Annotated in this window: 22 protein-coding genes; 13 read left to right on the plus strand and 9 right to left on the minus strand. The window is 60.7% G+C overall.

Going from position 1 to position 25,315, the window contains the following annotated elements; all coding sequences use genetic code 11:
* Window positions 1-62: 62 nt before the first annotated feature.
* Window positions 63-893, minus strand: a complete 831-nt coding sequence (locus LU684_RS15405) for a p-hydroxycinnamoyl CoA hydratase/lyase (RefSeq protein WP_016487703.1) — start codon at window positions 891-893, stop codon at window positions 63-65.
* 199 nt (window positions 894-1,092) lie between these two features.
* Here LU684_RS15405 and LU684_RS15410 point away from each other — a divergent pair, with 199 nt between their 5' ends.
* The 8 genes from LU684_RS15410 to LU684_RS15445 all read left to right on the plus strand — a co-directional run bounded on the left by LU684_RS15410 (window position 1,093) and on the right by LU684_RS15445 (window position 12,097).
* Complete coding sequence (locus LU684_RS15410) at window positions 1,093-1,563, plus strand: MarR family winged helix-turn-helix transcriptional regulator (RefSeq protein WP_023049344.1); 471 nt, start codon at window positions 1,093-1,095, stop codon at window positions 1,561-1,563.
* Between the two features lie 260 nt (window positions 1,564-1,823).
* Window positions 1,824-3,983: a TonB-dependent receptor gene (locus LU684_RS15415; protein ID WP_060517253.1), complete on the plus strand. Its 2,160-nt coding sequence runs from the start codon at window positions 1,824-1,826 to the stop codon at window positions 3,981-3,983.
* Between the two features lie 46 nt (window positions 3,984-4,029).
* Complete coding sequence (locus LU684_RS15420; RefSeq protein WP_232894801.1) at window positions 4,030-5,610, plus strand: flavin monoamine oxidase family protein; 1,581 nt, start codon at window positions 4,030-4,032, stop codon at window positions 5,608-5,610.
* 16 nt (window positions 5,611-5,626) lie between these two features.
* Window positions 5,627-6,124 (plus strand): RidA family protein, encoded by a 498-nt coding sequence (locus LU684_RS15425; RefSeq protein WP_016487706.1) that lies wholly within the window; start codon window positions 5,627-5,629, stop codon window positions 6,122-6,124.
* Window positions 6,125-6,220: 96 nt separating this feature from the next.
* A complete protein-coding gene (locus LU684_RS15430; RefSeq protein ID WP_016487707.1) occupies window positions 6,221-8,665 on the plus strand; it encodes a TonB-dependent receptor plug domain-containing protein in 2,445 nt (814 codons plus the stop codon).
* 119 nt (window positions 8,666-8,784) lie between these two features.
* Complete coding sequence (locus LU684_RS15435; protein ID WP_024717913.1) at window positions 8,785-9,555, plus strand: SDR family NAD(P)-dependent oxidoreductase; 771 nt, start codon at window positions 8,785-8,787, stop codon at window positions 9,553-9,555.
* Between the two features lie 435 nt (window positions 9,556-9,990).
* Window positions 9,991-11,268 carry a bifunctional O-acetylhomoserine aminocarboxypropyltransferase/cysteine synthase gene (locus tag LU684_RS15440; RefSeq protein WP_023048182.1) on the plus strand — a complete coding sequence of 426 codons (1,278 nt, stop codon included), beginning with the start codon at window positions 9,991-9,993 and terminating at the stop codon, window positions 11,266-11,268.
* A 64-nt stretch (window positions 11,269-11,332) separates the two neighbouring features.
* Window positions 11,333-12,097 (plus strand): hypothetical protein, encoded by a 765-nt coding sequence (locus LU684_RS15445; protein ID WP_096426241.1) that lies wholly within the window; start codon window positions 11,333-11,335, stop codon window positions 12,095-12,097.
* 220 nt (window positions 12,098-12,317) lie between these two features.
* On the opposite strand, the gene LU684_RS15450 is transcribed toward LU684_RS15445, so the two are convergent.
* The 3 genes from LU684_RS15450 to LU684_RS15460 form a co-directional block, all read right to left on the minus strand.
* Window positions 12,318-12,680: a hypothetical protein gene (locus tag LU684_RS15450; protein ID WP_096426242.1), complete on the minus strand. Its 363-nt coding sequence runs from the start codon at window positions 12,678-12,680 to the stop codon at window positions 12,318-12,320.
* Between the two features lie 151 nt (window positions 12,681-12,831).
* Window positions 12,832-13,056, minus strand: a complete 225-nt coding sequence (locus LU684_RS15455) for a hypothetical protein (RefSeq protein WP_016487712.1) — start codon at window positions 13,054-13,056, stop codon at window positions 12,832-12,834.
* Between the two features lie 117 nt (window positions 13,057-13,173).
* Entirely contained in the window at window positions 13,174-14,247 is a 1,074-nt protein-coding gene (locus tag LU684_RS15460) for an aldo/keto reductase (protein WP_023048180.1), read from the minus strand.
* Window positions 14,248-14,584: 337 nt separating this feature from the next.
* Between LU684_RS15460 and LU684_RS15465 the strand changes: the two genes are divergently transcribed.
* Both LU684_RS15465 and LU684_RS15470 read left to right on the plus strand, forming a co-directional pair.
* Window positions 14,585-17,836 (plus strand): T6SS effector BTH_I2691 family protein, encoded by a 3,252-nt coding sequence (locus tag LU684_RS15465; protein WP_232894802.1) that lies wholly within the window; start codon window positions 14,585-14,587, stop codon window positions 17,834-17,836.
* Window positions 17,837-17,921: 85 nt separating this feature from the next.
* Window positions 17,922-18,641, plus strand: coding sequence for a DUF6708 domain-containing protein (locus LU684_RS15470; protein WP_232894803.1), 720 nt, complete (start codon window positions 17,922-17,924; stop codon window positions 18,639-18,641).
* A 223-nt stretch (window positions 18,642-18,864) separates the two neighbouring features.
* On the opposite strand, the gene LU684_RS15475 is transcribed toward LU684_RS15470, so the two are convergent.
* Entirely contained in the window at window positions 18,865-19,395 is a 531-nt protein-coding gene (locus LU684_RS15475) for a GNAT family N-acetyltransferase (RefSeq protein ID WP_232894804.1), read from the minus strand.
* On the opposite strand from LU684_RS15475, the gene LU684_RS15480 reads away from it, so the two are divergent.
* Window positions 19,394-19,645, plus strand: a complete 252-nt coding sequence (locus tag LU684_RS15480) for a hypothetical protein (RefSeq protein WP_232894805.1) — start codon at window positions 19,394-19,396, stop codon at window positions 19,643-19,645. The two genes, LU684_RS15475 and LU684_RS15480, sit on opposite strands and share 2 nt — an antisense overlap.
* A 222-nt stretch (window positions 19,646-19,867) precedes the next feature.
* Here the strand turns inward: LU684_RS15480 and glsB are convergent, their stop codons facing one another.
* From glsB to LU684_RS15495, 3 genes are all read right to left on the minus strand, one after another.
* On the minus strand, window positions 19,868-20,776 hold the full coding sequence (gene glsB / locus LU684_RS15485; protein ID WP_232894806.1) for a glutaminase B: 909 nt from the start codon (window positions 20,774-20,776) through the stop codon (window positions 19,868-19,870).
* 73 nt (window positions 20,777-20,849) lie between these two features.
* Complete coding sequence (locus LU684_RS15490) at window positions 20,850-21,008, minus strand: hypothetical protein (RefSeq protein ID WP_156343153.1); 159 nt, start codon at window positions 21,006-21,008, stop codon at window positions 20,850-20,852.
* 35 nt (window positions 21,009-21,043) lie between these two features.
* On the minus strand, window positions 21,044-21,913 hold the full coding sequence (locus LU684_RS15495) for a DMT family transporter (RefSeq protein WP_016487720.1): 870 nt from the start codon (window positions 21,911-21,913) through the stop codon (window positions 21,044-21,046).
* A 121-nt stretch (window positions 21,914-22,034) separates the two neighbouring features.
* Between LU684_RS15495 and LU684_RS15500 the strand changes: the two genes are divergently transcribed.
* A complete protein-coding gene (locus LU684_RS15500) occupies window positions 22,035-23,417 on the plus strand; it encodes an aminotransferase-like domain-containing protein (RefSeq protein ID WP_232894807.1) in 1,383 nt (460 codons plus the stop codon).
* On the opposite strand, the gene LU684_RS15505 is transcribed toward LU684_RS15500, so the two are convergent.
* Window positions 23,414-23,614: a DUF1737 domain-containing protein gene (locus tag LU684_RS15505; protein WP_016487722.1), complete on the minus strand. Its 201-nt coding sequence runs from the start codon at window positions 23,612-23,614 to the stop codon at window positions 23,414-23,416. The two genes, LU684_RS15500 and LU684_RS15505, sit on opposite strands and share 4 nt — an antisense overlap.
* A 343-nt stretch (window positions 23,615-23,957) precedes the next feature.
* On the opposite strand from LU684_RS15505, the gene LU684_RS15510 reads away from it, so the two are divergent.
* A complete protein-coding gene (locus tag LU684_RS15510) occupies window positions 23,958-25,307 on the plus strand; it encodes an MFS transporter (RefSeq protein WP_232894808.1) in 1,350 nt (449 codons plus the stop codon).
* The last annotated feature ends 8 nt before the right edge of the window (window positions 25,308-25,315 follow it).

The raw sequence follows: 25,315 nt of genomic DNA on the forward strand, positions 1-25,315 counted from the left end.
CTTTTTGTACTTGTCGGGAATATCTGCAGGCTGTGACCGGTAATGGCCCAGCCCGCTTGAACTCAGCGCTTGTAGGCCTGCAGGCCTGGCTTGATGCTCTTGTCGTCCAGGAACTGCTTCATGCCCTGCTCGCGCCCGCCTTCGGTGTCCAGCAGGCGGGACTGGTCAAGCTTGGCGTACAGGTAGTCTTCGTTCTGCTCCCAGGTCAGTTCGCGGCAGCGCTTGAAGCCGTGCTTGGCCGCACGCAGCACCACCGGGTTCTTTTCCAGCAGGTTGAGCGCCAGTTCGCGGGTGACGTCGCGCAATTGCGCCAGCGGCACGCTTTCGTTAACCAGCCCCATCTCGGCGGCTTTAGGCCCGCCGAACGTCTTGCCGGTCATGATGTAGTACAGCGACTGGCGGTGGCCAACGGTATCGGCCATGGCTTTGCTGACCAGGTTGCCCGGCGGGATGCCCCAGTTGATTTCCGACAGGCCAAAGGTGGCCTCGTCGGCACAGATGGCCAGGTCGCAGGCCACCAGCGGGCTGAAGCCGCCGCCAAAGCACCAGCCGTTGACCATGGCGATAGTCGGCTTGGCGTACATGCGCAACAGCTTCCATTGCCATTGCGAGGCTTCGCGGCGGATTTTTTCCTGGAGGATTTCCGGGCCGGCGTCCACTTCACGGAAGTATTCCTTCAGGTCCATGCCTGCGGTCCACGACTCACCTGCCCCAGTCAGCACCAGCACCCCGGCGTCGCTGTCCTGCTCCAGGGTTTCCAGCACGTCGACCATTTCCCGGTTCAGCGTGGGGCTCATGGCATTGCGCTTTTCCGGGCGGTTGAGGGTGACCCAGGCAATGCCCGACTCCAGTTCGACCTTCACGGTAGCCCAGCGGCCTTCGTATTTGCTCATGGTTCTGCACTCTTGTTGTTCGAGGTGGTGAACACCAAGCTAAGCGAGCTAATTAGTTATGTCAATTAACTATTATGAAAATTATCTTTCCTGCACTGCCTGTTGGACGGTGATTTCCCAGACACTCCTCTAGCCGGATTACGCCAAGGCAGGCAGACTGGGTAACTTTCTTATCCATGAGCCAGGAGCCTGTACCCCCATGGCAAGGTCTGCCCGCACTACCGAAACCGCTTCCATGCCCGCTGCAGCTGCGGATGGAGTGCTTGAAGACTTGATCGGTTACGCCCTGCGCCGCGCCCAATTGAAGCTGTTTCAGAACCTTATTGGCCGGCTCTCGGCACACGACCTGCGCCCGGCGCAGTTCTCGGCGCTGGCGGTGATCGAGCAGAACCCTGGGTTGATGCAGGCGGACCTGGCGCGGTCGCTGGCGATCGAGCCACCGCAGGTGGTGCCCCTGCTGAACAAGCTGGAGGAACGAGCCCTGGCCGTGCGCGTGCGGTGCAAGCCCGACAAGCGCTCTTATGGGATTTTTCTGAGCAAAGCGGGTGAAGCGCTGTTGAAGGAACTGAAGCAAATTGCCCATGACAGCGACCGCGAGGCGACCTCGGCGCTGGATGATGAGGAACGCGGGCAGTTGTTGCGGTTGCTGACGAAGATCTACCAGGCGTAAGGAGAACACCCGCCCAGGCATCACAAAAAATGCATTTTTTCGATTTTACAAATTTGATTTAATCATTTTTGAGAATATTAGCTTAGGTTGAAAAAGTATTTCAAAAGCGTTTTTCATAGAGATATGTTCTCACCAGACCGACCCCTGACTGGCGGAGGCAAAGGAACCTAATACCTCCTTCAGCCTCAGGTCACCTCACCCGGCTCCGGTATCCAGGTATCCGAAATCCCATTCGATGCTGGTTATCTGGAAGCTGCAGCATGAAGCCCTTGCCCTACCCTGTTCGCCATCACCTGTCCGCCGCCGTTGCGTTCGCCCTGTTCACGCCCACAGCCTTCGCCGAGCCTGTCGAAAAGCCTGGCGACAAGCTGCCAACCGTCACCGTCACGGCGGAGCACCGGGAAGAAAACCTGCAGAAAACCCCGCTGGCGATCAGCGCCTTCGACGAGCGCACCCTGCAGGACGCGCAGATCAACAACATCCGCGACCTGTCTGGCCGGGTGCCCAACCTGACGCTTAACCGCCAATCCATTTCCTACAGCGCACAAACCTACGGCATACGCGGCATTGGCGAGACCGACCCGATCCAGGAAGCGGCTGTTGCGGTCTACGCCGACGATCTGTACATCCCGCGGGCGATTTCTTCGATGCTGGACTTCAACGACGTGGAGCGCGTTGAGGTGCTGCGCGGCCCACAAGGCACCCTGTACGGGCGCAACAGTGCAGCCGGCGCGATACGGGTAATCACCCGCGACCCGACCCAGCAGGCCCGCGCCTTCGTCGAGCTGGGTGCCGGCAACTTCAATGCACAGAACGGGCGCCTGCTGGTCAGCGGGCCATTGGTGGACAACACCCTGTTCGGCAGCTTTTCAGCGATCCGCCTGACCCGCGACGGCACCGTGTACAACCGCACCCGTGACAAGGATGTCAACAACATCGACATCCAGTCCTACCGCGGCAAGCTGCGCCTGGCCCCGCAGGATTCGCCCTGGGACGTGCAACTGACCCTGGCCGGCACCTTCGACCGTGGCGATACCACCAGCTATACGCCCTTCAACCCGGCCAACGGCCATTTCGACAAATTCAAGACCTACAGCAGCCTCGACCCCAAGAACCAGCTGGATCAGGGCAGCGCGGTGCTGCGCGCGATCTACAGCATCGATGACCACCTGAATTTCAAGTCGGTCACGGCCTGGTCGGAATTCGACCAGCCGGTGGACTACGACAACTCCGGCCAGGCCAACAGCGGCACCGCGTCACCGATCCAGAACAACCTGATCACCTACAAGCAGCGCTACGCCACCCAGGAATTCCAGCTCAACGGCGAATACGACAGGTTCAGCTACACCCTCGGCGTGTACCTGTACAAGGAGCGCTTCCGCGCCGAGCGCGACAGCCTGACCTTTTCGGTGGCGCAGAACCGGGTCAACGCCAGCGGCCAATACAGCACCACCGATACCGAAAGCTACGCGTTGTACGGGCAGAGCAATTACAAGCTCACCCCACGCCTGTCGCTGACCACCGGCCTGCGCTTTACCCACGAGCACAAGCACTTCGATTACACCAACTACGCCATCACCACCGACAGAGCAATTACTGGCACCAACTTCGCTGCCGAAACCAGCGACTCCTGGGCATCACTCAGCCCCAAGATCGGCCTGGAGTACGCCTGGAGCGACAACCTGGTGCAGTACGGCTATGTGGCCCGGGGCTTCAAGGCCGGCGGCTTCGACAACCGCGCGCCAACCCGCGCCGCTGCCGAGCAGGGCTTTGAGCCGGAAAACGTCACCACCTATGAGGTGGGCTTCAAGGGCGACTTTGCCGATGGCCGCCTGCGCAGCAACATCGCCTTCTTCTATAACGACTACGACGACCTGCAGACCAATGCCTGGGACCCAGCCATCAGCGCCAACCTGCGCACCAACGTAGGCAGTGCCCACACCTACGGCGTGGAACTGGAAAACACCGTGCTGCTGGCGCGCGACCTGCGCCTGACCGCCAACCTGGGCTACCTGAAAAGCCAGTACGACGACTTCCAGAACGCCAGTGGCCCAGGCGTGAGTGCCGACGGCAAGGAAATGATCTTTGCACCGCAATGGAACGCCAGCCTTGGCCTGAACTGGACGCTGCCCGTCAACCTGCCGGGTGAGCTGGTGGCCAACACTGACTACCAGTACCAGACCCGCTCCTACGCCAACCCGCTGAACGCCGACATCTACGAAGTACCTGCCCAGGGCTTCTGGAATGCCAGCACCAGCTATGCCAGCGCGGACGGCCACTGGACCACCACCTTGTCGGTCAAGAACCTGCTCGACCGCGCCTACCCGCAAAGCATCGCCTACTCGGCCGCCAGCCGCACCGCCTACTACTCGGTCAACGACCCACGCACCGTGCTGCTGAGTGTGCGCTACGAGCTGTAGCGCCGCGCTGAACGGACTCACTTTCCACTTGCAAGGAGAACACACCATGGGCTTGACCCGTAGAGACCTTATTGCCCACCTGATGGCCGCTGGCAGCTACGGCGCCGCGCTTGGCAGCCTGTCCGCGCTGGGCCTGTTGCCCGCAGCAGCCACGGCCAGCACCTTCCAGCCGCTGGGCCTGCCGACCACGTCCGGCAACGGCAAGCGCGTGCTGGTGGTGGGGGCTGGCATCAGCGGCCTGGTGGCAGCCTATGAACTTGGCAAAGCCGGTTTTGACGTGCGTGTGCTGGAAGCCCGCGAGCGAATCGGCGGCCGCGCCTGGACGCTGCGCAACGGTGACGAGGTCCTGCACAATGACGGAAGCCGCCAGCAGGTGCGGTTCGACAACGGCCACTATTTCAATGCAGGGCCCGCACGCCTGCCCAGCCATCACCTGACCATCCTCGGCTACTGCCGCGAGCTGGGCGTGCCGCTGGAAGTGCTGGTCAACAGCAGCCGCAACGCCCTCGCCCAACCGGACCTTGCGCAGCCACCGTTACTGCTGCGCCAGGCGGTGAATGACACCCGTGGACACCTCAGCGAACTGCTGTCGCGCAGCATCAGCGGCAAAGCGCTGGACAAGGAGCTGGACACGGGCGATCAGAAGGCCTTGCTGGATTTTCTCAAGGTATACGGTGACCTCGACGAGCAGCGTCATTACAAGGGCTCGGTTCGCGCCGGCTACACCCGCTTCGCCGGGGCGGGCGACCAGACACCGATCCAGCGCCAGCCAGTGGCACTCAAGCAGCTGCTCAACCCTAACCTGATGCTGCCGCTGGTGTTCGACGAGATCCCGGAGTTTTCCGCCACCATGTTCCAGCCGGTCGGCGGCATGGACCAGATTGCCAAGGCCCTGTACGCCAAGGTGCAGGACAAGGTGCAACTGCATGCCCAAGTGCAGGCGATCCGCACCGGAGACAACGGTAGCCAGGTTACTTGGCGTGACCGGCGCAGCGGCAAGTCCCAAGTGGAAACCGCCGACTACGCCATCGTCACCATCCCCCTGCCACTGCTGGCCCGGGTTGACCACAACTTTGGCAAAACCACCCAGGCGGCCATCGCCCAGGCCAAGCCGGACCTGGCCAACAAGGTGGCCTGGCAGGCACCCCGGTTTTGGGAAAGCGAGTTCCAGATCTATGGCGGGCTCTCCTATATCAACCACGAAGCGCGGCTGCTGTGGTACCCCAGCGATCACCTGAACAGTGCCCAGGGCATCCTGGTGGGCACCTACAACACCGGCGAAGTGGCGCGCACATTTGCCACGCGCTCGACAGAGCAGCAACTGGCAGCGTCGCGCCAGGCCGTGGAGTCGCTGCACCCGGGCCACGCCGGCAAGTTGCAGCGTGGGGTGGCGGTCAACTGGTCCAAGGTACCGTTCAGCGAAAGCCCGTGGATTGTCCATGACGTGCTTGCCGAGCCCGGTTATTCGCACCTCAACCAGCCCCAAGGCCGCACCTGGCTGGCCAGCGATGCACTGGCCCATGGCGGGGTGGGTATCTGGCAGAACAGTGCTGCGGACTCGGCCCGCCATGTGGTCGGGCAGATCGCCCGGCACGCCCTGCAACAGCAACGCGGCGTCGCCGCCTGAACAAGGAAGCCCTTTGATGAACACAACTGCCCTGCTGCTTGGAGCCTTCATGTCACTGTCCGCACTGACCGCCCAGGCCGACACCATCAAGCGTGTCGACCCGCCAGGCTCGAAGTTCCCCATTTCGCAACTGGTCACCGTACCCGCCGGCACCTCGCTGACCTTCGTCAGCGGCACCTTGCCCGACGTTGCCGACCCCAAGGCACCACCACAGACCATTGCCGCCTATGGCAACACCGAAACCCAGACCCGCTCAGTGCTGAACAAGATCCAGGCTGCGCTGCAAAGCCAGGGTCTGGGCCTGGGTGACGTAGTACAGCTGAGGGTGTTTCTGGTAGGCGACCCGGCCACTGAGGGCAAGCTGGATTTTGCCGGGCTGCAAGCCGCCTACACCGAGTTTTTCGCCACTGCCGAGCAACCGAGAAAGCCAACCCGCACCGCCTTGCAAGTGGTGGCCCTGCCCCTGCCGGGCGCCCTGGTCGAAATCGAAGCGGTCGCTGCAAAAGCGCCCTGAAACGCCGCTAACCCACCCCTATTGCTTGCCTGCCGGGACCACCCGGCGGGCGGCCCCTGTGCACCCGCTGTTCAACAGCGCTCATGGAGAGCGAACATGCTTCACGCCCTGAAACTGCCCAGCCCGCGCCTGCAACCCGCACTGCTGACCATGGCCCTTGGCACCACCGGCCTGGCCACGCCTGCTGCATTTGCCGAAACCACTGCCCAGGCCAACGACCCGGCACAGCTGGGCACCGTGATCGTCACAGGTAACCGCGGCTCGGAAAAACGTACGGTCACCACAAGCCCGGTGCCGATCGATGTGATCAGCGCCAAGCAGCTGCAGCAAACCGGTAAACCCGGCCTGATGGAAGCCCTCAGTGCCAGCGTGCCGTCTTTCACCCTGCCGGAGAAAACCGGCTGGGACGCCAGCGGCATGGCCCGTGCGCCCAGCTTGCGCGGGTTAAATGCGGCCCAGGTGCTGGTGCTGGTGAACGGCAAACGCCGCCATACCAGCGCCACCCTGAACATCAGCGGCATCCATGCGGGCGCAGCGCCCACCGACCTCGACCTGATCCCCATCAGCCTCATCGACCACGTCGAGGTGCTGCGCGATGGCGCAGCCGCCCAGTACGGCTCCGACGCCATCGCCGGGGTGATCAACGTGATCCTCAAGGCCGACGCTTCCGGCACCTCGGTGACCAACGCAGGCCAGGGTTACGACGGCAAAAAGCAGACCGTGCAGCAAGGCTTGAACAAGGGCTTCGAGATCGGCGACAGCGGCATCGTGCAGCTGGCCCTGGATGCGCGCAGCCAGAACGACGACAACAAGGCCAGTGCTAACGGCTACAGCTATGCCGAAGCCTTCGACAAGGCTGGCAAGTCAACCTACGGCGGCTACGGCACACCGAAGATCAACCTGCTGACCTTGGGCTACAACGCCGAGCTGCCGCTAAGCGACGACCTGGCCCTGTATTCGTTCACCACCTATTCACACCGCAAGGCCGAGCAGGGGCAGAACTTCCGCCTGCCGACCATCACCAACACCATCACCACCGGGCCTAACGGTTACCCCAGCGGTTACACACCCACCTGGTACATCGAGGAAGAGGATGTGCAGGGCGCCTTCGGCGCCAAGGGCAATGTCGGGGAATGGGCCTGGGACCTGTCCAGCACCTACGGGCGCAACGAGGCGCTGCAAGGCACCACGCACAACCAGAACGCCTCGCTGGGCGAGGCCACGCCCAACCATTTCGAATCGGGCACCTGGGTCGCCACACAGCTGACCAGCAACCTGGACCTGCAGCGCAGCTTCGACATTGGCCTGGGCAAGCCGCTTGACCTGTCCTGGGGCCTGGAGCACCGCCGTGACACCTACCAGGTGCGCGATGGCGACTGGGCCTCGTGGGCCAACGGCGGCTACTGCCGTGCGCCCGGGGACTGCGCAGCCTCCGGTGCACAGGTCACCAACGGTATCTCACCGGAAGAAGCCACCAGCACCAGCCGCAACAGCGTGGCCAGCTACATCGACGTCGGCTTCAACCCGCTGCCGCAGTGGTACCTGGGCAGCGCGCTGCGCTACGAACACTACAACCGCGGGGTGGGCGCCACCCGCAGCGGCAAACTGACCACCCGCTATGACTTCACCCCCGCGCTGGCCGTGCGCGCCACGGTCAGCAACGGCTTTCGCGCACCGTCGCTGGCCAACAGCCTGTTCAGCGCCCGCTCGACCACCTACGGTGTGGTCAATGGCGTGTACCAATCGATCAACTACGGCGTACTGCCTGTGGACTCGGCGGCAGCCAAGGCATTGGGCGCCACCGCACTCAAGCCCGAGCGCTCGACCAACTACAGCCTGGGCCTGACCTACCAGCCTGCACCGCAGCTGTCGTTCACCGCAGATGCTTACGTGATCAACGTGCGCGACCGCATCACCCTCACCGGTACCCTGCTGGGCGACGAAGTGACCCAGACGCTGCTGGACAACGGTATCGATTCCACCTCTGGCGGGCGCTATTTCACCAACGGCGCCAATACCCGCACCAAGGGCCTGGACCTGGTGGGCAATTTCGACCAGAACCTGGGCAACTGGGGGCAACTGAAATGGACCGCCGCCTTCAACTGGAACCAGACGCAGATCCTGAGCTACAAGGAGAACGTCAATATCCAGGGCACGGACTACAGCCTGATGGACCGCCAGGCGCGCAACTTCCTGACCGAGGTGCAGCCGCACACCAAGTTGATTCTGGGCGCCAACTGGCAGCGCGACCGCTGGACCAGCAACCTAACCCTGACCCGCTATGGTTCATGGCGTGAAGTGAACTCGGCGACTGACCGCAGCCTCGACCGTGAATACAAGGCGCGCTGGATCACCGATATCGACGTGGGGTACCAGCTGAGCAAAGACCTCAACCTGGCGGTGGGAGCACAGAACCTGTTTGATGTTTACCCCGAGCGGCAGAACCCCAGCAGCAAGACCATGACCAAGGGGTATGGGGCCTATTCGCCTTATGGTTTTACCGGGGGTTACTACTTCACCCGGCTGACTTACAACTTCTGATATGCACCGTTGGCAGACTGGGGCTGCTGCGCAGCCCCGAAAACCCAAACTAGAACGCATATTTAAAACAAAAGACCATGCCGGTGGGCTAGATTCATTCGAAAGACGAGGCGCACCCCATGAGCCTGATCCCCGGATTATCTGACAATGCTCGCGTGCTGATATGCGGTGCAAGCCGAGGTATCGGCCTGGCATTGTGTAAGGCGATGCTGGCCCGCGATGATGTAAGCCGCGTCTGCGCTGTGTCGCGGCACGCCCGCACCGCTGAGGGACTGCTTGCACTTGCCCAGGCACATGGCGAACGCTTGGTACTGCTCAATTGCGATGCTCGCGACGAGCTGGCGCTGGCTGCGCTTGCATCCGAGGTGGGCCATGCCTGCCCACACCTTCACCTGGTTATCAGCACACTCGGTATCCTCCACCAGGAGGGCAGCAAAGCCGAGAAATCGCTGGCCCAACTGGACCTCTCCAGCCTGCAGGCCAGCTTCGCCACCAACGCATTCGCACCGATCCTGCTGCTCAAGCATCTGTTGCCGCTGCTGCGCAACCAGCCCGCCACCTTTGCGGCGCTGTCGGCCAGGGTAGGCTCGATCGGTGACAACCGACTGGGCGGCTGGTACAGCTATCGCGCGAGCAAAGCGGCGCTGAACCAGCTGCTGCACACGGCAAGCATCGAACTGAAACGCCTGAACCCGAACGCCACGGTGCTGGCGCTGCATCCGGGCACTACCGATACCGGGCTGTCGCGGCCGTTTCAAGGGAATGTGCCGGAGGGGAAGCTGTTTGAACCGGCGTTTGCGGCACAGTGCGTGATGGAGCAGGTGGGGCGGCTTGGGCCATCGGAGAGTGGCAGTTTTTGGGGGTGGGATGGCGAGCGGATAGCGTGGTGAGTGCGCTCGCGCCGGGTAGCGGTTGCAGCCCGGCCGAGGCAATGCGTTCCATCGCGAGATCAGCTCAGCGAGGGCCACCCCCCTGATGACCGCCGAAGCCACCCCCACCGCCACCATGACCACCACCGTGCCCCCCGCCACCACCTGGCGGCATGAACATCCAGCAACCCGACAGGCTGGATACCAGGACTGCAACCAGGGCTGCACGGAAAAGATGTTTCGACTTCATTGGAACGCTCCACAGGGTTAGATCTGCTGCCTGCCAGTAGCAGTCTGGCAGCGAGCGGATTCTAGAACTGCAGGGTGATGGCACAGGGAAACTTTGCATATCTTTACAGTCGGGTGGAGTGACTGACGCTCTAAAGCGTCCTTGACCCACGCCCTTCCACCGCCGCATGCTCGAACGCTTCCACCCCACGCTCAAGGAACGATTGCATGAAGCTGGAAACACTCGCCCTCCACGCGGGCTTCAGCCCCGACCCGACCACCAAGGCCGTGGCCGTACCGATCTACCAGACCACCTCCTTCGCCTTCGACGACACCCAGCACGGCGCGGACCTGTTCGACCTGAAAGTGGCAGGCAACATCTACTCGCGCATCATGAACCCTACCAACGATGTGCTCGAGCAGCGCATGGCCGCCCTCGAAGGCGGGGTGGGCGCGCTGGCGGTGGCCTCGGGCATGGCGGCCATCACCTACGCCATCCAGACCGTCGCCGAGGCCGGCGACAACATTGTCTCGGTGGCCAAGCTGTACGGCGGCACCTATAACCTGCTGGCCCACACCCTGCCGCGCATGGGCATCCAGACCCGCTTCGCCGCTCATGACGACGTCGCCGCCCTCGAAGCGTTGATCGACGCGCGCACCAAGGCGGTGTTCTGCGAGTCTATCGGCAACCCCGCCGGCAATATCGTCGACATCGCCGCACTGGCCGAGGCCGCCCACCGCCACGGTGTACCACTGATCGTCGACAACACCGTGGCCACCCCGGTGCTGTGCCGACCGTTCGAGCATGGCGCGGACATCGTCGTGCACTCGCTGACCAAGTACATCGGCGGCCACGGTACCAGCATCGGCGGTATCGTCATCGACGCCGGCACGTTCCCCTGGGCCGACAACAAGGAGCGTTTCGCCCTGCTCAACACCCCCGACCCGTCCTACCACGGTGTTACCTACACCGAAGCTTTCGGCCCCGCCGCCTTCATTGGCCGATGCCGTGTGGTGCCGCTGCGCAACACGGGCGCCGCGCTGTCACCGTTCAACGCCTTCCTGATCCTGCAAGGCCTGGAAACTCTGGCCCTGCGCATGGAGCGCCACACTGAAAACGCGCTGAAAGTTGCCCATTACCTGCAAGCCCACGAACAGGTGGCCTGGGTGAAGTACGCCGGGCTGCCCGACCATCCCGAGCATGAACTGGCACAGCGCTACACGGGCGGCAAGCCAGCGTCGATCCTGTCGTTTGGCATCAAGGGCGGCCAGGTTGCCGGGGCGCGCTTCATCGATGCGCTGCAGTTGGTAGTGCGCCTGGTGAACATCGGCGACGCCAAGTCACTGGCTTGCCACCCCGCCTCCACCACTCACCGCCAGCTCAACGACGAGGAGCTGGAAAAAGCCGGCGTGCCGCGCGACATGGTGCGCCTGTCGATTGGCATAGAGCACAGCGACGACATCATCGCCGACCTGGCCCAGGCCCTGGAGGCCAGCCGCGGGTGATGCATCCGCGCCCCACCCAATGCCGACGGCGGGCGCACCTTCATTTAGCCTGGATACACCCGCAATGACCCTGCTCTACCTGAAACTTATCGTCACGCCCCTGCTGATGTGGGCCATCTCCCTCGCCTCGCGGCGCTGGGGCGGTTTGCTGGGGGGCTTGCTATCCGGCCTGCCGATCACCTCGGCACTGGTGATGACTTTCCTGTGCCTGGAACAGGGCAATGCCTTCGCCTTGGGTGCAATAACCGGTGCACTGGGCGGCCTGGCGGCAGTGCAGGCCACCTACACCTTCTATCTGTTGGCCACGCGCAGGCTCGGCGTTGCCTTGGCAGCCCTGCTGGCGTTGCTTTTCTATGGTATGGCCGCCTATGCGTTTACCCACTGGGGCAACCTTAACCTGTCGATTGCCGTGGCACTGGTGCTGATCGGCGTGCTGATACGCGCCAGCGGCCGTGAACCAGAACCAGATACCTTGGCCCGCCCCAGGCACCGGTACTGGGAAATCCCGCTACGCATGGTGTCTGCCACATCCCTGCTGATGATCACCACCAGCCTGGCCAGCTGGCTGGGCCCGGCGACCAGCGGGATGCTCGCGCCGATACCGGTGATTGCCTGGCCGCTGGTGGTGTTCGCCCATGTGCAAGGGGGGCGCCCCGGGATGGTAGCAATGGTGCGGGGCAATGCGATCGGGGCGGTTGGGGTGATCGCATTTTATCTTGTATTGGCGGGGCTGCTCGAAACGTGGGGCGTTGGCGTTACCATCGGGCTGGCCATGGCTTGTGCCGTGCTGCTGACCGTTGGGCTCGCCACTGTGTTGCGGCGGCGTTGATGCGCCATTTGGGGCTGCTGGGCAGCCCATCGCGGCACAAGGCCGCCCCTACAGGGACCGCGTAAATCCTGGGCTGTGCACCCTGTCTGTGGGAGCGGGCTTGCCTCGCGAACACCGGCGCAGCCGGTGCCATACCTGATGGAAAAGCGGCCGATGAAGCCAGGCTGGCAGACCCAGGACGCCGCACTGAGTTGGCATCGGCCCTGAAATGCAAACGCCATCAACGCGGTTGAGGATGCTCGGCAGACACCGAGTTATTGGCCTCCACGTCTTTCATTTCCTCTTCAATCGGGCCGTCATCATCTGCGGGTAATGGCACCTCTGCGTCACCTGCACCAGCCTGCTCATCGTTGGTTCTTGCGGTGCCGTTGTCCCGGTCAAGCTGCCCGTCCTGGTCTGAACCGGGATTGCCGGGAGGTGGGTCCCAGTCTACGGGGCGATTCTCGGACCAAGCCTCACCGACGCCTTGCTTAGGCTCGGACTCAGCCTGTTCAAGGCCCGAGCCATGGCCCGCGCCTGCGTCAGGGGTGTTTTGCGGTGGCCCCGGGTACGGCGAGTCGGGGCCATTGTGGTCGATTGCCATGGGCGTTCTCCTGGTTGCAGCGCAGCAAGGGTGCGCCTGTTGTTCAGAGAGCAATCGGCTGGCGAGAGTGCCTTGTGTTCGACCGGTGGTGCAAAAGGCCGGGCTCGCGGCTTTTGCTGGCCAGGTTGCAGGCGTGTTGCACCGGTATCCGTCAAGCCAGGTGGATTTGCGATAAACCCAGTACCTGGGCCTGCGCGAGAACCTGCTGAGGGGTGGCGTCGGCGGGCGGCATGACCAAGCTGTTCTCGCCATCACCAAAGTGCAGCACCATCAGGTGAAGCGCCGCTTCGTGCAGGGCGAGCTTGGGCTGCTTAAGTTCGAAGGTATGAGTGGCCGATTGGCCGTTGATCAGATAGCGAACTGTGTACGCGTGCATGAGAACCTCAAAAGCAGATAAGGGGCTCATTACCTGACCAACCGGGCAGGAATTAATTCATAATGCCTCGATGCTGACGCAGCAGGCGCTTCAGCGCACCGCCGCGTCATACGCCGATCATGGCTGCTGCAGCTTCATCGTCTTGCGGTGCAGTTCGATGAACGGCGCCTCCGCCGGATCGATGCGGTCCATGCCTGCCGCAATGCGGTGCCAGTACGGATACTGCGGTGCAATGCGCGTTACTTGCTCGAGCTGCTCCAGGTCGTCTGCCGTGAGCACCAGCTCCACCGCCTGCAGGTTGTCGTGCAACTGCTCGAAGGTACGCCCTGCGGTGATGACGCTGGTTATCCCAGGCCGGTCTTTGAGCCAGGCCAAGCACACCCGTGCCGGTGAGCACGCGTGGCGCTGGGCGATTTCAATCAGTGCCTCGATGATGTCGTAGGCCCGCTCGCGGTCGTGCACGTAAGGTTCCGGCCAATCATTACCCTGGCGGGTACCCTCTGGGGTCGGCTGCCCGCGCCGCACCTTGCCGGTCAGCAAACCCTCCCCCAGCGGCCCCCACACCAGCGTCGCGAAACCCTGGTCGATGGCCATCGGCAGCAACTCGTACTCTGCCTCGCGGGCCTCAGGGGTGTAATAGATCTGCTGGGACACCGGCTGCTGCCAGCCGTTGAGGCGGGCGCAGCCGAGGGTTTTCATCATTTGCCAGGCGGTGTAGTTGGAGGTGCCGAAGTAACGGATCTTGCCGCTTTGCACCAGGTGGTCCAAGGCCGCCAAGGTTTCCTCGACCGGCGTGACACCGTCCCAGTTGTGGATCTGGTACAGGTCGATATGGTCGGTACCAAGCCGCTTGAGGCTGGCCTCGCAGGCGCGAATCAGGTGATAACGCGACGCCCCGCTGTCGTTGGGGTTGTCGCCCATCGGGCTGCGGGCCTTGGTGGCGAGGATGATGGAATGGCGTCGCTGCCCCAGCGCAGTGCCAACGATTTCTTCTGCCAGGCCGTGGGAGTACAGGTCGGCGGTATCCACCAGGTTAACCCCGGCATCGAAGGCCATGTCGAACATACGCCGCGCCTGGTCGACATCCACGCTACCCGTTTTTTCGAACGCGCCACGCCCGCCGAAGGGGACAGTGCCAACCACCAATTCTGAGACCAACAGGCCGGTGTTACCGAGTGCACGATACTTCATGGACAACCTCTTTTGCGCAAGACATGGAAGTACCGACGGTGCTGGGAGCTGAAACGTTCAATCTGATCAGCCGGCGAAGCTGCATGCACCTGAGTTGTGGGAGCGGGCTTGTCCCGCGAAGCAGGTGACGCCGTGCAGGCACCGGCTTTGCGGTGTTTGCGGGCGCGCCCCCCCCTACACGCCTGCGCCTGACTCGAGAGCCCGTCAGTGGAAAAAATGTCCAATGGTTGATTTAGAGACGTTTCCTACACGGTTTTAAGACGCCCATAAACCTCCGGCAAGCGATTCCTCGTTAGTGTTCAGGGACCATCACGGTCCTTTCAATGCGAGGTCGTTTTTGACAATCAGCCAACGTATCGCCATTGCGGCAGCCGAAGCCGGGCTGCCGCATGACCAGTGCATGTCTTGCGAACGCCAGGGCCTGCCGATCCTGCCGCTGCGCCGCGCCCTGGTACCGGATACCCGACAGGAGTGCATCACGACTGTGGCAGGTAGCCAACATATCTCGGGGAAGATGGGCCTGCGTACTTTGCGCATGGGTTACCTGTATGTACTGCTCGACCAGCAGGTCTGGCATGCCTACGAAGTCAGCGAACAGGGCCATCTGCGCCGCTTCAACCCCTACGAACCGTCAGAGGGCCTGCCCGCATCGCTGCCCGAAAAGTGCGTGAATGAAAACCACGACATTCCTTCATCCTTCCTGAACATCGATACCGACCGGTATGGCACAGCCTGGCTGGCCTTCTCCAGCGATGCCTGGCCGGTCAGCGTGCTGAATGCCTACAAGAAGGGCCAGGCACCTGCACATCGCTTCGAGGGGATTGACCTGACCCAGGCGCGTAACAACCCAGAATTACTGGGCATTGCAATGACGCCGGATAACCTGCAGGTCGACAAGGATGTGTTCGAGTACGCCCAGCATGGGTGCTCGCCGTTTGACAGTGCGCATGGCTTTCACACTCGCAAGCTGCGCAGGTTTGCCTTGAAGGGATACCTGGTCAACGCGATGAACCGGCACACGCTGGAGAACGGCGTGCTGGCAGTGGTGCTCGACGATACCGTTGGCCTGATTCAGGAATTCAACCATCAGCGGTTGACCTGGGTGGTGAAGCGCCAGGTCTGGCGTGAGGACCCCATGCGTGCCTACCAGCTGCAGACCTCGCAGATCCTGCAGGTCATTCGTGCCACGCAGCGAGAGTGGGCAGCGCAGAAGGTACCGTCGCTGGAACCCATGACCGGCGATGGGCCGCCGGTGTTCGTCGACCCGGCAGTGGAGCGTCAACGATTGGTAGAACGAGCCCAGCTGGAAAGTGACGAGCGTCTCGAAGAGCGCTACCACGAACCGAAGCGAGCGGCGTTCCAGGCCGAGTATGACCAGCAGGAAGCCGAGTTCCAGCGCTACATCGACAAGGACGCCCGTGCTTACGCCGCGCTGTTCGACACGCCCATGTTCAAGGTGGCCGAGCAGTACGATTACGACGGCGATCATCGTGAGTCTGGCGTAGCGTATGCCAAGACCATGGCGCTGTGCCTGGGTGGTGGCATCACCGAAGCCGTGGTGCCCGGTACAGCTCCCGTAGCTGGCACCACCGAAACTCTCTGGCTGAAATGGTTACAGGACCCCGACAGCCCGCCCTATCGCGCGCTGTTTATGCGGGACCGCTCACTGCTATCTGGCCTGCTTCCCAGCTTCACAGCCGCCGAAGGCATCAACTGGAACGACAGCGACAAGCTCTACTCGATGTTGAGCAAGGTCATCGCCAGCGACGATGCCGGCTTGCGTATACGCAATACCCTCAAGCAGGCCATTGCTGAAACACAGGGTGCGCTCAACGCTGCCAGCCAGCGGCTGGCACCCTGCATGTCGCCCGGTATTCAGAACGCCGTCCGGCACCTGAACAGTGCAACCCAGTTTCTCTACAACGGCTTGCACCTGATCGAACTGGAAGTGAAGATGAAGCTGGGCGAGTACTACGCCTTGCAGAGTGCTCACTTACGGGAGTTGCAACACAAGGCCAATGCCTCGATTGCCGATGCCAGGGACCGGATGCACGGCAATATCGATGAGATTGACGTCCATTCGTGGAAAGCCTGGCACAAGGTCCGGCCGATTATCCAGCACGGTTTGATGAGCCTTGCAGTGCTCGACCCGCGTTTCACCAACACCACGATCAGTGTGTCGGTGTGGGTCGAGGGCACAGCTGCGGAAGTGCATGGTCGATTATTTGAGGAAGCCCATATGAAGGTGACCCAAGCCAGCAGCTTAGCGCAGCGTACCTTGGTGGATGTCTCGGTAGCCGCGGGGACGCTGGAAACTCAGGCGCGAAAGGTGCTGCAAGGGATGAAGATCACCTCGCAGCAAGCGGCGCAATTGCTGCAGACCGGCTTCAGAGGGTTGCGGGGCGTGGCAAGTAGTTGGGAGCTACTGCTGGCAATGGGAGGTCTTTATTTGCAAAGTGACAGTTTGAGTAAGAACCAAGCGAAAGCCGAATCTGAAGTCGGGCCCAAAGCCAGGGAAGCCATGATGGCCTTGGCAGGTGTAAGAGTGGGCATCTTGGGCGGTAGCATTGAGGCGCTGGGGTTGGCTATGGTCTCTGGAGCATCAGAGATTAGGCGCATACGAACGTTGTCCTTAGCTGCTGAACATAAAGCGACAAACCTACTAAGTATCGGACGCGTGGTAGCTAGAGTCGGCGCGATTATCACTGCAGGAGCTGGTGTTTTCGACGCGCTACAAACGAAGAGTGCTAGTAAGCGCACTGCTGCAGCAGGAGACATAAGCGCCTCGAGGATCTATCAATACGCAGGCACTCTATTTGGCATCGGGATAATTGCCGCCGTCATTGCAGCTTTCAAGCCACTAATCGTGGGTGCCCTAAGTGTAGCCGTGATATCAGGCCTGGGTGCATATGCATTAACCAGGTGGGCAGAGGAGAACGAGTCGTCGCCGCTGGATCGGTGGGCAAGACGGTGTTACTTCGGCAAGGCTAACGAGGTACCCGCTGTCCACTGGAACGCTCCCGAGTATTCAGACTTGGCTTCAGCCGAGCTAAACACTGCGATACTAGGCATCACCGCAGACGTTAAATTCGAGACTAACCTTTTGGAGGTTATACCTAACGCCAAAGTTAGAAACACACTCAACCTAACTGTCACACAGCGCGTGCGATTCTCGATCAATATCCCTTATTTCAACAAAGAAACCTCAGGCTTTTACTGGGAGTTGAAAATTCACCGCCATGATGACGACCTATTCTCCGGTCATGGCAAAGGCGAGGTGGTTATCGGTAGCGCGTCCAGTCTTCCTTTAGACATCAAGAAGGAAATTCTTGGCGCGTCGAATCAGCAATACAACTCACCTAAGCACTCAGATTACGATACCAGTAGCATCGAGCAGAATGAAACCGACCAGGTTATTTCCACAACCGAAGGAAACATAAGTATTAAGCAGTGTTTTGGGGGATTCGAACTGGCTTCGTACATAGGCAACCCCACCATCCTTGGAATCACGCTATCGTTGACATTCTGGCCCAACCGCAACACACCTGAAATATACGCCAAAATATTTACTACCACACTAAACGATTAACAAATAAAATAATATGTTACCTAATCGAGGAATTGGCTGGAGGTATGATCTTCCTGCGCATGATGCCCCACCCACGCAGCGCGAGGTGTTTCTTTCATCCGTTCTGAAGACCAACGTAACTGGACGTATTTTTATCGAGCTCCCTCGATCGTCGACCAGCGCTCGAGGAATAGCCCTTCTCGGGGGTTTGATATTTTTAACTTACGCAATGGTATGTATCGCCCCCGACATCTTGGACTCTTTGTTTCATTACCCCCAATCAAGACTTGACATTACGGTCATCGGCGCCGCGATTGTACTTCTTTCAACCTGGGCATTTTTTCCACTCGTTCGTATGGACCTGAGACTCCCCCGCGACGAACCAATTCGTTTCAATAGAGCGCGCCAAAAAGTGTATTTCTACCAGTACAGGTTTGATCGCCTGAATCCGTTCGGCAGCAAGGGCTGGGGCGTGAAACCTGTGGCTTATGATTGGGCCGACCTCACTGCGGAGGTTTACAGAGTATACGCACCCATGGGAAACGGGGGCCTCATTGAAAATGTGATGCTATCCGTTTGTAAACCAGGCACCCAAGAAGTCATTGATCGCTTGTTTCTGTGTGACAACATAGAACAAGGCAAACAGTATTGGGCACTGGCGCGGTTGTATATGCAGGACGGCTACGACGCGCTTCCAGACGCTGTACGCCCTGTTCAAGGGCAAAAAAAAGGCAACGGCCTGAACCCCTTGCGATACCTCGCACCCAAGGTCCAATGGCCAGCGGCAATCGATATTGAGTCCCGGAGCGCACCGGGAACGGAATAAATTTTCTAGAGCGCTAGCGCAACGTCCTGAAGACTCAGCCGGCAAGGCCAGCTTCCGCGAGAAGACGTTGCTCAACAGGTACTGCACATGACTTGGAGATCTTGAAACCCCTGCAAGAGCAACTGCCCGGACAAAATCCAGCAGTCAGCGCGGTCCCTGTGGGAGCGGGTTTATCCGCGAAGGGGCCGATCCGGGTAGCAGAGATCCCGGGGGTTGGGTATGACTATTGATCATGGCCTTCTCTGTCTCGATACGTGCCCATATTCAGCTCCATCGATTGCGACATCAACGCTGAACCCTCGCGCAAAGGCTCCGCTATGCCAACAGGCTGGAAACCGCTTGCCTTGTACAAGCGCATCGCCGGGCTATCGGCGAGTGTCACACCCAAGCGTACACGTTGCGCCCCCTGACCAATAGCCCAGGTCACAGCACGCTCAAGCAAGGCCCGCCCTACTCCAGAGCCGCGCACATCAGGCGCTACCCACATCTGGAAAAGTTCGACCACGTCCACTTCACTGCCCGAGGACTTGCACCACACCAAGCCGCAAACCTCATTGTGCTGCGACGCAAAGAACGCTTGGGCACTGCTGGACGAAGCCATGGCTGAGACGCGGGCCTCCCACTCGCCCTCTCCCCTGGTTGACTCGTGCTCATAGGTACTTGCGAAGGCATCCTGCGACTCACGCAGGGCCCTGAGACGTAACTCCCTGTAAGCTCGCCAATCACTTGCTGTTACAGAATGAACAATCGTCATGGCACTTCCATTTGCGTTGTTTCAGCGCGAGACTAAAGATATCAGCCTAGCAAACCTGCAGAAGAAAATGGAGCACTCTCTCGATAGTCCTTATACCGGGCGCGAAAATCGTAATGTTAATGCCCGAACGTGCGCGGCCAGACTACAAGGCTACGGAGACGCTAAAATCATCACCTCCCAAGTGCCGAACGTTCACCTGATTGCTGACATCCCGCCCATTACCCGCTACAAACTTGTAATGGGACAATAGAAAATCTTCACGATGAACAATGCCTTCATTACGCTGTTTCCCGCCCCAAGCAATCATCAATCCGCCAGCAATTGAAATGAGCCCAGGGTTCAATTGTATGTGTTGCCTCAGGGTAAGGCCCGAGAACCGGTCATAATAAATAACCTCAGGACCGAAGATGGCGATACCCAGACCCAGCGCCGTGAGGGCGACTCAGCGCCTACCGCAGGCCCCGCCCACGAATCAAAACACCGACCACCCGATCCGTGAACTCAGCAACTCCAGCGCCGCCATGCCCGCGAGGGAGTTGCCCGCAGCATTCAACCCGGGGGACCAAACGCATACGGTAAATTGCCCCGGCACGATTGCCACAATGCCGCCACCCACGCCACTCTTGCCTGGCAACCCCACTCGATAGGCGAAATTACCGGCTTCGTCATACAGCCCGCTGGTGGCCATGATCGAGTTCACCTGCTGGGCCTGGCGCCGGGTGAGGATTTGCTCTTCGCTGTGCTTGCAGAACCCGTCGTTGGCCAGGAAGCAGAATGCCCGGGCCAGGTCCAGGCAGTTCATTTGCAGCGCGCAGTAACTGAAGTAACTGCGCAGCACCGGCTCGACCTCGTTATGGAAGTTACCAAAAGACTGCATCAGGTAAGCCATGGCAGCGTTGCGGGCACGGAACTGATATTCCGAATCGGCGACACGGGCATCGATTGAAATGTGAGGGTTGCCCGAAAGCCGTCGAACAAAATCACGCATCGACAACGTGGGTGCTGCGAAGCGTGACTGGTTGATATCGCAGATCACCAACGCCCCCGCATTGATAAACGGGTTGCGCGGGCGCCCGCGCTCGAACTCCAGCTGCACCAGCGAGTTGAACGGCTGGCCTGAAGGCTCATGGCCAAGCCGCTCCCAAATGGCTTCACCTGAGTGGCCTATTGCCTGGACCAGGCTGAACACCTTGGAAATACTCTGGACCGAAAAAGGCACCCTTGCGTCGCCTGCGCAGTAATGGCTGCCATCGTTGCTATAGACCGCGATGCCCAACTGCTGCGCCGGTACGTCGGCCAGCGCAGGGATGTAATCAGCCACTTTGCCCTTGCCGGTCAAGTGGCGTACTTCTTCAAGAATCTCGTTCAACAGCGTTTGCATGAAAGGCCCTGGCTCAATCCCCTTCAGAGGTAGGTAAGGGGTCGCATGCTTGACGAAGACTGAGCGGCTTAGATCACACATTCGGCAAGCGCATGCCGACGACCGCGATGCCAAAGGCCACAGCGACTACTACCACCTGGGCCTGTGCACCGGCGCCCAACGCGATGCCCTGCGCCTGAGCGCAGACTGTGGCTACACCCGGCACAAGCTTGGCATCAAACGGTATGCTCACGGTCTTTGTACAGAGGTATTACGAAGACGCTTCATCTACCGGGCGTATTTCTTGGCCCCGGCAACACAGACGACAGCGCCGAGCGTCACCACAAGCATCATCCAGCTGACGTGTTCATGCAGCAGCAATGCAGCCAGGCCAAGCCCCATGAACGGCTGGAAGAGTTGCAGTTGGCCCACTGCCGCAATGCCACCCTGGACGAGCCCTCGGTACCAGAACACAAAGCCGATCAGCATGCTGAACAATGAAACGTAGCCGAAGCTGAACCATGCTGGGGCGCTTACCTTGGCGAAGGCATCTAGCGCTGGGAAATTGGCGATTGTCAGCAGCAGCATGAATGGCAATGCCACAATCAATGCCCAACTGATCACCTGCCACCCCCCCAGTGTTCTCGACAGCCGCGCCCCTTCCGCATAACCCAACCCACACACAACCACCGCCGCCATCATCAGCAGATCGCCCACCGCCGACGCCTCTCCCCCATTCATCAACGCGTAGCCAACGACCAGCCCGGCACCTGCGATCGAGAACAACCAGAAACCTGGCCGAGGTCGCTCACCGCCCCGTAAAACGGCAAACCCTGCCGTGCAGAGCGGCAGGAGCCCGACAAAAACAATGGAATGAGCAGAGGTGACGTGCTGCAGCGCCAGTGCAGTCAGTAGCGGGAAACCGATAACAACGCCGAGCGCTGTTATAGCCAATGACGACAAATCTGCACGTTCAGGTCTCGGCTGCCGAAGCACGAGCAGAAAAAGCGCCCCCAACAGGGCGGCAATGGTTGCCCTGGCACAGGTCAGAAACGTGGGTTCGAAGGCCCCCACTGCCACACGGGTTGCCGGCAACGAGCCCGCAAAGATTGCAACGCCTATAAAGCCGTTGATCCACCCGCTTGTTGATTTTTCCATCGGTAACCCCTCGATAAACGAGGGTTGAGTACATCACTGACAGGCTCACCAGGGCCACGTACAATCCAATACAGTTAAACCGAACTGTTATGCATGTTAATCCAGCACAGTTGAGGGTGCGATGAAACGTAACGGCACGCGTATTCAAACTGTCATGGGTCAGATCCAGTCCAGGATCGCCGCTCGCACCTACATGCCAGGTGCGAGAATCCCCTCGGTCCGCGCCATGGCCCAGACCATGCAGGTATCGGTATCCACCGTGCTTGAAGCCTATGAGCGATTGATGGCACAGGGTGTACTCAGCTCCCGCCCTGGTTCAGGCTTTTACGTAGCCGGGCCAGTGGCGCCATTGGCACTGACCGACCTTGGCCCCAAGCTTGATCGGGAGGTAGACCCGCTGTGGATCTCGCGCCAGGCCCTTGAAACCTCCAGCGATGCATTGAAGCCAGGGTGCGGGTGGCTACCTCCCTCCTGGATGTACGAAGCTGGCATGCGAAAAGCCCTTCGAACGGTTGCCCGCTCTGATACTGCAAAGTTGACTGAGTACGCTTCCCCCCTTGGGCATCCGCCCCTCAGGCAATTCTTGTCGCGACGACTGGCAGCCGCCGGGATCGAAGCCCCTCCGGAACAGATCATGCTCACGGAGTCCGGCACTCACGCCATTGACCTGGTGTGCCGTTTTCTGCTGGAACCGGGCGACACTGTGCTGGTGGACGACCCCTGCTATTTCAACTTTCACGCATTATTGAAAGCGCACAGGGTGAAGATTGTTGGCGTCCCCTACACAGCCACGGGCCCGGACATCGATGCGTTCGGCGCCGCCCTGCTCGCGCACGCGCCCCGGCTGTACATAACAAATTCCGGCATCCACAACCCCAGCGGAGCCACCCTGTCGCCGGTCACCGCGCACAGGCTGCTAAAACTGGCCGATACCTCTAGCCTCGTGATTGTCGAGGACGACATCTTCGGGGATTTCGAGACCAATCCCGCGCCACGGCTGTCTGCCTTCGATGGCCTCTCTCGTGTCATCCAGATAGGCAGCTTTTCCAAGACCATCTCCGCTTCGGTTCGATGCGGCTACATTGCTGCGCGTGGTGAATGGATCGAGAGCCTGGTCGACCTCAAGATTGCGACTACATTCGGAGGAGGACGGTTGGCCGCGGACATCATCCATCACGCTATTACCGATAGCGGCTACCGAAAACACATGGAGAGTGTGCGCCTTCGGTTGGCCGAGGCAATGGACAAGACAGTAGCGAGGCTTCAGGCCATTGGGATCAAACCCTGGATAATTCCCAAGGCAGGCCTGTACGTCTGGTGCCAACTGCCTCAAGGCAAGGATGCAGCAACCCTGGCCAGAACCTGTCTGAATGACGGGGTAGTGCTGGCGCCCGGAAATGCTTTTAGCCAGTCCATGACTGCGGGTGACTTTCTCCGCTTTAACGTTGCTCAATCGGGTGATGCCAGAATCTACGACGTGTTGAAACGGGCCCTGAGTGGTTAGTCGCCGGCCCCATTCCGTGCCTCAGGCCAGATAACAGCCTGCGCCACGATCACATTTTTGCCATTGAACGTGAGTGCAGGCGAGCCATGAAGTTGATACCCCAGCTTCAAGGCATCACTGACCCTATGGCAAAAGGAAGCGTCATCGGGGCCAGTCAGCACTCGGTAAATCGGCAGCCCATCCGGTGGTTGAGTCATCTGTTCGGACCATGCAGAAGTGGTGTGTTTTTCAAGAGTACTGCCAACTGCCAGGCCACCGCTACGCGCCAGTTCACTTCCAACCTGTCCAGACCTTTACAGGCTAGGACGCGGCTAAAGATGCAGACAATAAAGCTAACGTACGCCTTAACGCTACGACGCCCGCGATAAAAAAATTAGATATCTCATTAAAGAAATCCCGCAGGCGCTGGCTGGGCCATGGGATTAGAGTCGCCCTCACGCCGTAGTCCGGCGGGGTGATTGCTGCTGGGCCGTAGCGCTCTGGAAGCCCTACCGCAACCCGGCGCAATTCACACCAATACAAGAACAAAGGTGACCACGCATGCCCAAGCCGCCTGTCGATGCCCCTATCGATGTCAAAGACTGGATCGATAACCGCCCCCTTGCTGCCTACCAGTGGCTGCTCCTGTCGCTGTGCTTCCTGATCGTGCTGTTCGATGGCTTCGACGTCGCCGTCATGGGGTTTATCGCGCCTTCGCTGATGCAGGACTGGGGCCTGTCACGCGCCGCCTTTGGCCCGGTGATGAGTGCCGGCATGGTCGGCCTTGCCATCGGCGCACTGACCGCCGGCCCGTACGCCGACCGGTTGGGCCGCAAGAAAGTGCTGCTGGTTGCGGTCAGCGGTTTCAGCCTGTTGAGCCTGGCCTGCGCCTTCGCCCGCAACCCGTATGAGCTGGCCGTGCTGCGGCTGCTGACCGGCATTGCCCTGGGTGCGGCCATGCCCAACTGCACTACCCTGCTCGCCGAATACCTGCCCACACGCAACCGCTCGCTGATGATCACCATCATGTTCACCGGCTTCAACATGGGCTCGGGCCTGGGCGGTTTTTTGTCCGCCTGGCTGATCCCTCATCACGGCTGGAAATCGGTACTGCTGGCCGGCGGCCTGCTGCCACTGGCCTTGCTGCCCTTGCTGTGGTGGCTGCTGCCAGAGTCCGCCCGCTTCCTTGCTGCACGCCAGGCACCGGCCAGCCAGATTGCGGCAGCCTTGGCCAAACTCGGCGGCCGCTTCGCTGCCGGCACCCGCTTTACCGTCAGTGAGCCAACCACGCAGCACAAGGCGCCGGCCCGGCAGCTGTTCAGCGAGCGCTACCGGTTTGGCACCCTGGCCCTGTGGCTGACCTACTTCATGGGCCTGCTGGTGATCTACCTGACCATGGGCTGGTTGCCGACCCTGCTGCGTGATGGCGGGCTGTCCATCGAGCGCGCCGCCACCATCACCGGCCTGTTCCAGATCGGCGGTGCAGTGGGTGCAATCGTGGTCGGCTGGATCATGGACCGACACAACCCCAACCGCGTCATCGCCATCGCCTACGCCTTGGGCGGCCTTTGCATCGTCTCACTGGGCGCCCTGAGCCTGGAGTCGAGCCTGCTGGTGGTGGGCGTGGCGGCTGCCGGGTTCTGCATGAGCGGCGCGCAGACCGGCCTTAACGCCTTCGCCCCTGGCTACTACCCGACCGAGTTCCGCGCCACAGGTGTAAGCTGGATGCTCGGTATCGGGCGCTTCGGGGCCATTTTCGGCTCCCTCATCGGTGGTGCCGTGCTCAGCCTGGGGCTGGGCCTGCCGCTGCTGTTCACCCTCCTCGGCCTGCCGGCATTCGCCGCCGCCCTGGCGATCCTGGCCAACGGCCACGCCCGGCTGCGCGCGACACCCGCAGTAACCGCGCCGTAACCTGTAAA

Origin of the sequence: Pseudomonas sp. NMI542_15, from assembly GCF_021283425.1 — a bacterium.
GTDB lineage: Bacteria > Pseudomonadota > Gammaproteobacteria > Pseudomonadales > Pseudomonadaceae > Aquipseudomonas > Aquipseudomonas fortuita.

Coding starts and splice junctions, on each gene's coding strand:
- LU684_RS15430 (WP_016487707.1), top strand. CDS start 6,221: ATGCTTCACGCCCTGAAACTGCCCAGCCCGCGCCTGCAACCCGCACTG.
- LU684_RS15475 (WP_232894804.1), bottom strand. CDS start 19,395: ATGACGATTGTTCATTCTGTAACAGCAAGTGATTGGCGAGCTTACAGG.
- LU684_RS15450 (WP_096426242.1), bottom strand. CDS start 12,680: ATGGCAATCGACCACAATGGCCCCGACTCGCCGTACCCGGGGCCACCG.
- LU684_RS15480 (WP_232894805.1), top strand. CDS start 19,394: ATGGCACTTCCATTTGCGTTGTTTCAGCGCGAGACTAAAGATATCAGC.
- LU684_RS15500 (WP_232894807.1), top strand. CDS start 22,035: ATGAAACGTAACGGCACGCGTATTCAAACTGTCATGGGTCAGATCCAG.
- LU684_RS15510 (WP_232894808.1), top strand. CDS start 23,958: ATGCCCAAGCCGCCTGTCGATGCCCCTATCGATGTCAAAGACTGGATC.
- LU684_RS15435 (WP_024717913.1), top strand. CDS start 8,785: ATGAGCCTGATCCCCGGATTATCTGACAATGCTCGCGTGCTGATATGC.
- LU684_RS15405 (WP_016487703.1), bottom strand. CDS start 893: ATGAGCAAATACGAAGGCCGCTGGGCTACCGTGAAGGTCGAACTGGAG.
- LU684_RS15420 (WP_232894801.1), top strand. CDS start 4,030: ATGGGCTTGACCCGTAGAGACCTTATTGCCCACCTGATGGCCGCTGGC.
- LU684_RS15445 (WP_096426241.1), top strand. CDS start 11,333: ATGACCCTGCTCTACCTGAAACTTATCGTCACGCCCCTGCTGATGTGG.
- LU684_RS15415 (WP_060517253.1), top strand. CDS start 1,824: ATGAAGCCCTTGCCCTACCCTGTTCGCCATCACCTGTCCGCCGCCGTT.
- LU684_RS15455 (WP_016487712.1), bottom strand. CDS start 13,056: ATGCACGCGTACACAGTTCGCTATCTGATCAACGGCCAATCGGCCACT.
- LU684_RS15460 (WP_023048180.1), bottom strand. CDS start 14,247: ATGAAGTATCGTGCACTCGGTAACACCGGCCTGTTGGTCTCAGAATTG.
- LU684_RS15425 (WP_016487706.1), top strand. CDS start 5,627: ATGAACACAACTGCCCTGCTGCTTGGAGCCTTCATGTCACTGTCCGCA.
- LU684_RS15440 (WP_023048182.1), top strand. CDS start 9,991: ATGAAGCTGGAAACACTCGCCCTCCACGCGGGCTTCAGCCCCGACCCG.
- LU684_RS15505 (WP_016487722.1), bottom strand. CDS start 23,614: ATGACTCAACCACCGGATGGGCTGCCGATTTACCGAGTGCTGACTGGC.
- LU684_RS15495 (WP_016487720.1), bottom strand. CDS start 21,913: ATGGAAAAATCAACAAGCGGGTGGATCAACGGCTTTATAGGCGTTGCA.
- glsB (WP_232894806.1), bottom strand. CDS start 20,776: ATGCAAACGCTGTTGAACGAGATTCTTGAAGAAGTACGCCACTTGACC.
- LU684_RS15410 (WP_023049344.1), top strand. CDS start 1,093: ATGGCAAGGTCTGCCCGCACTACCGAAACCGCTTCCATGCCCGCTGCA.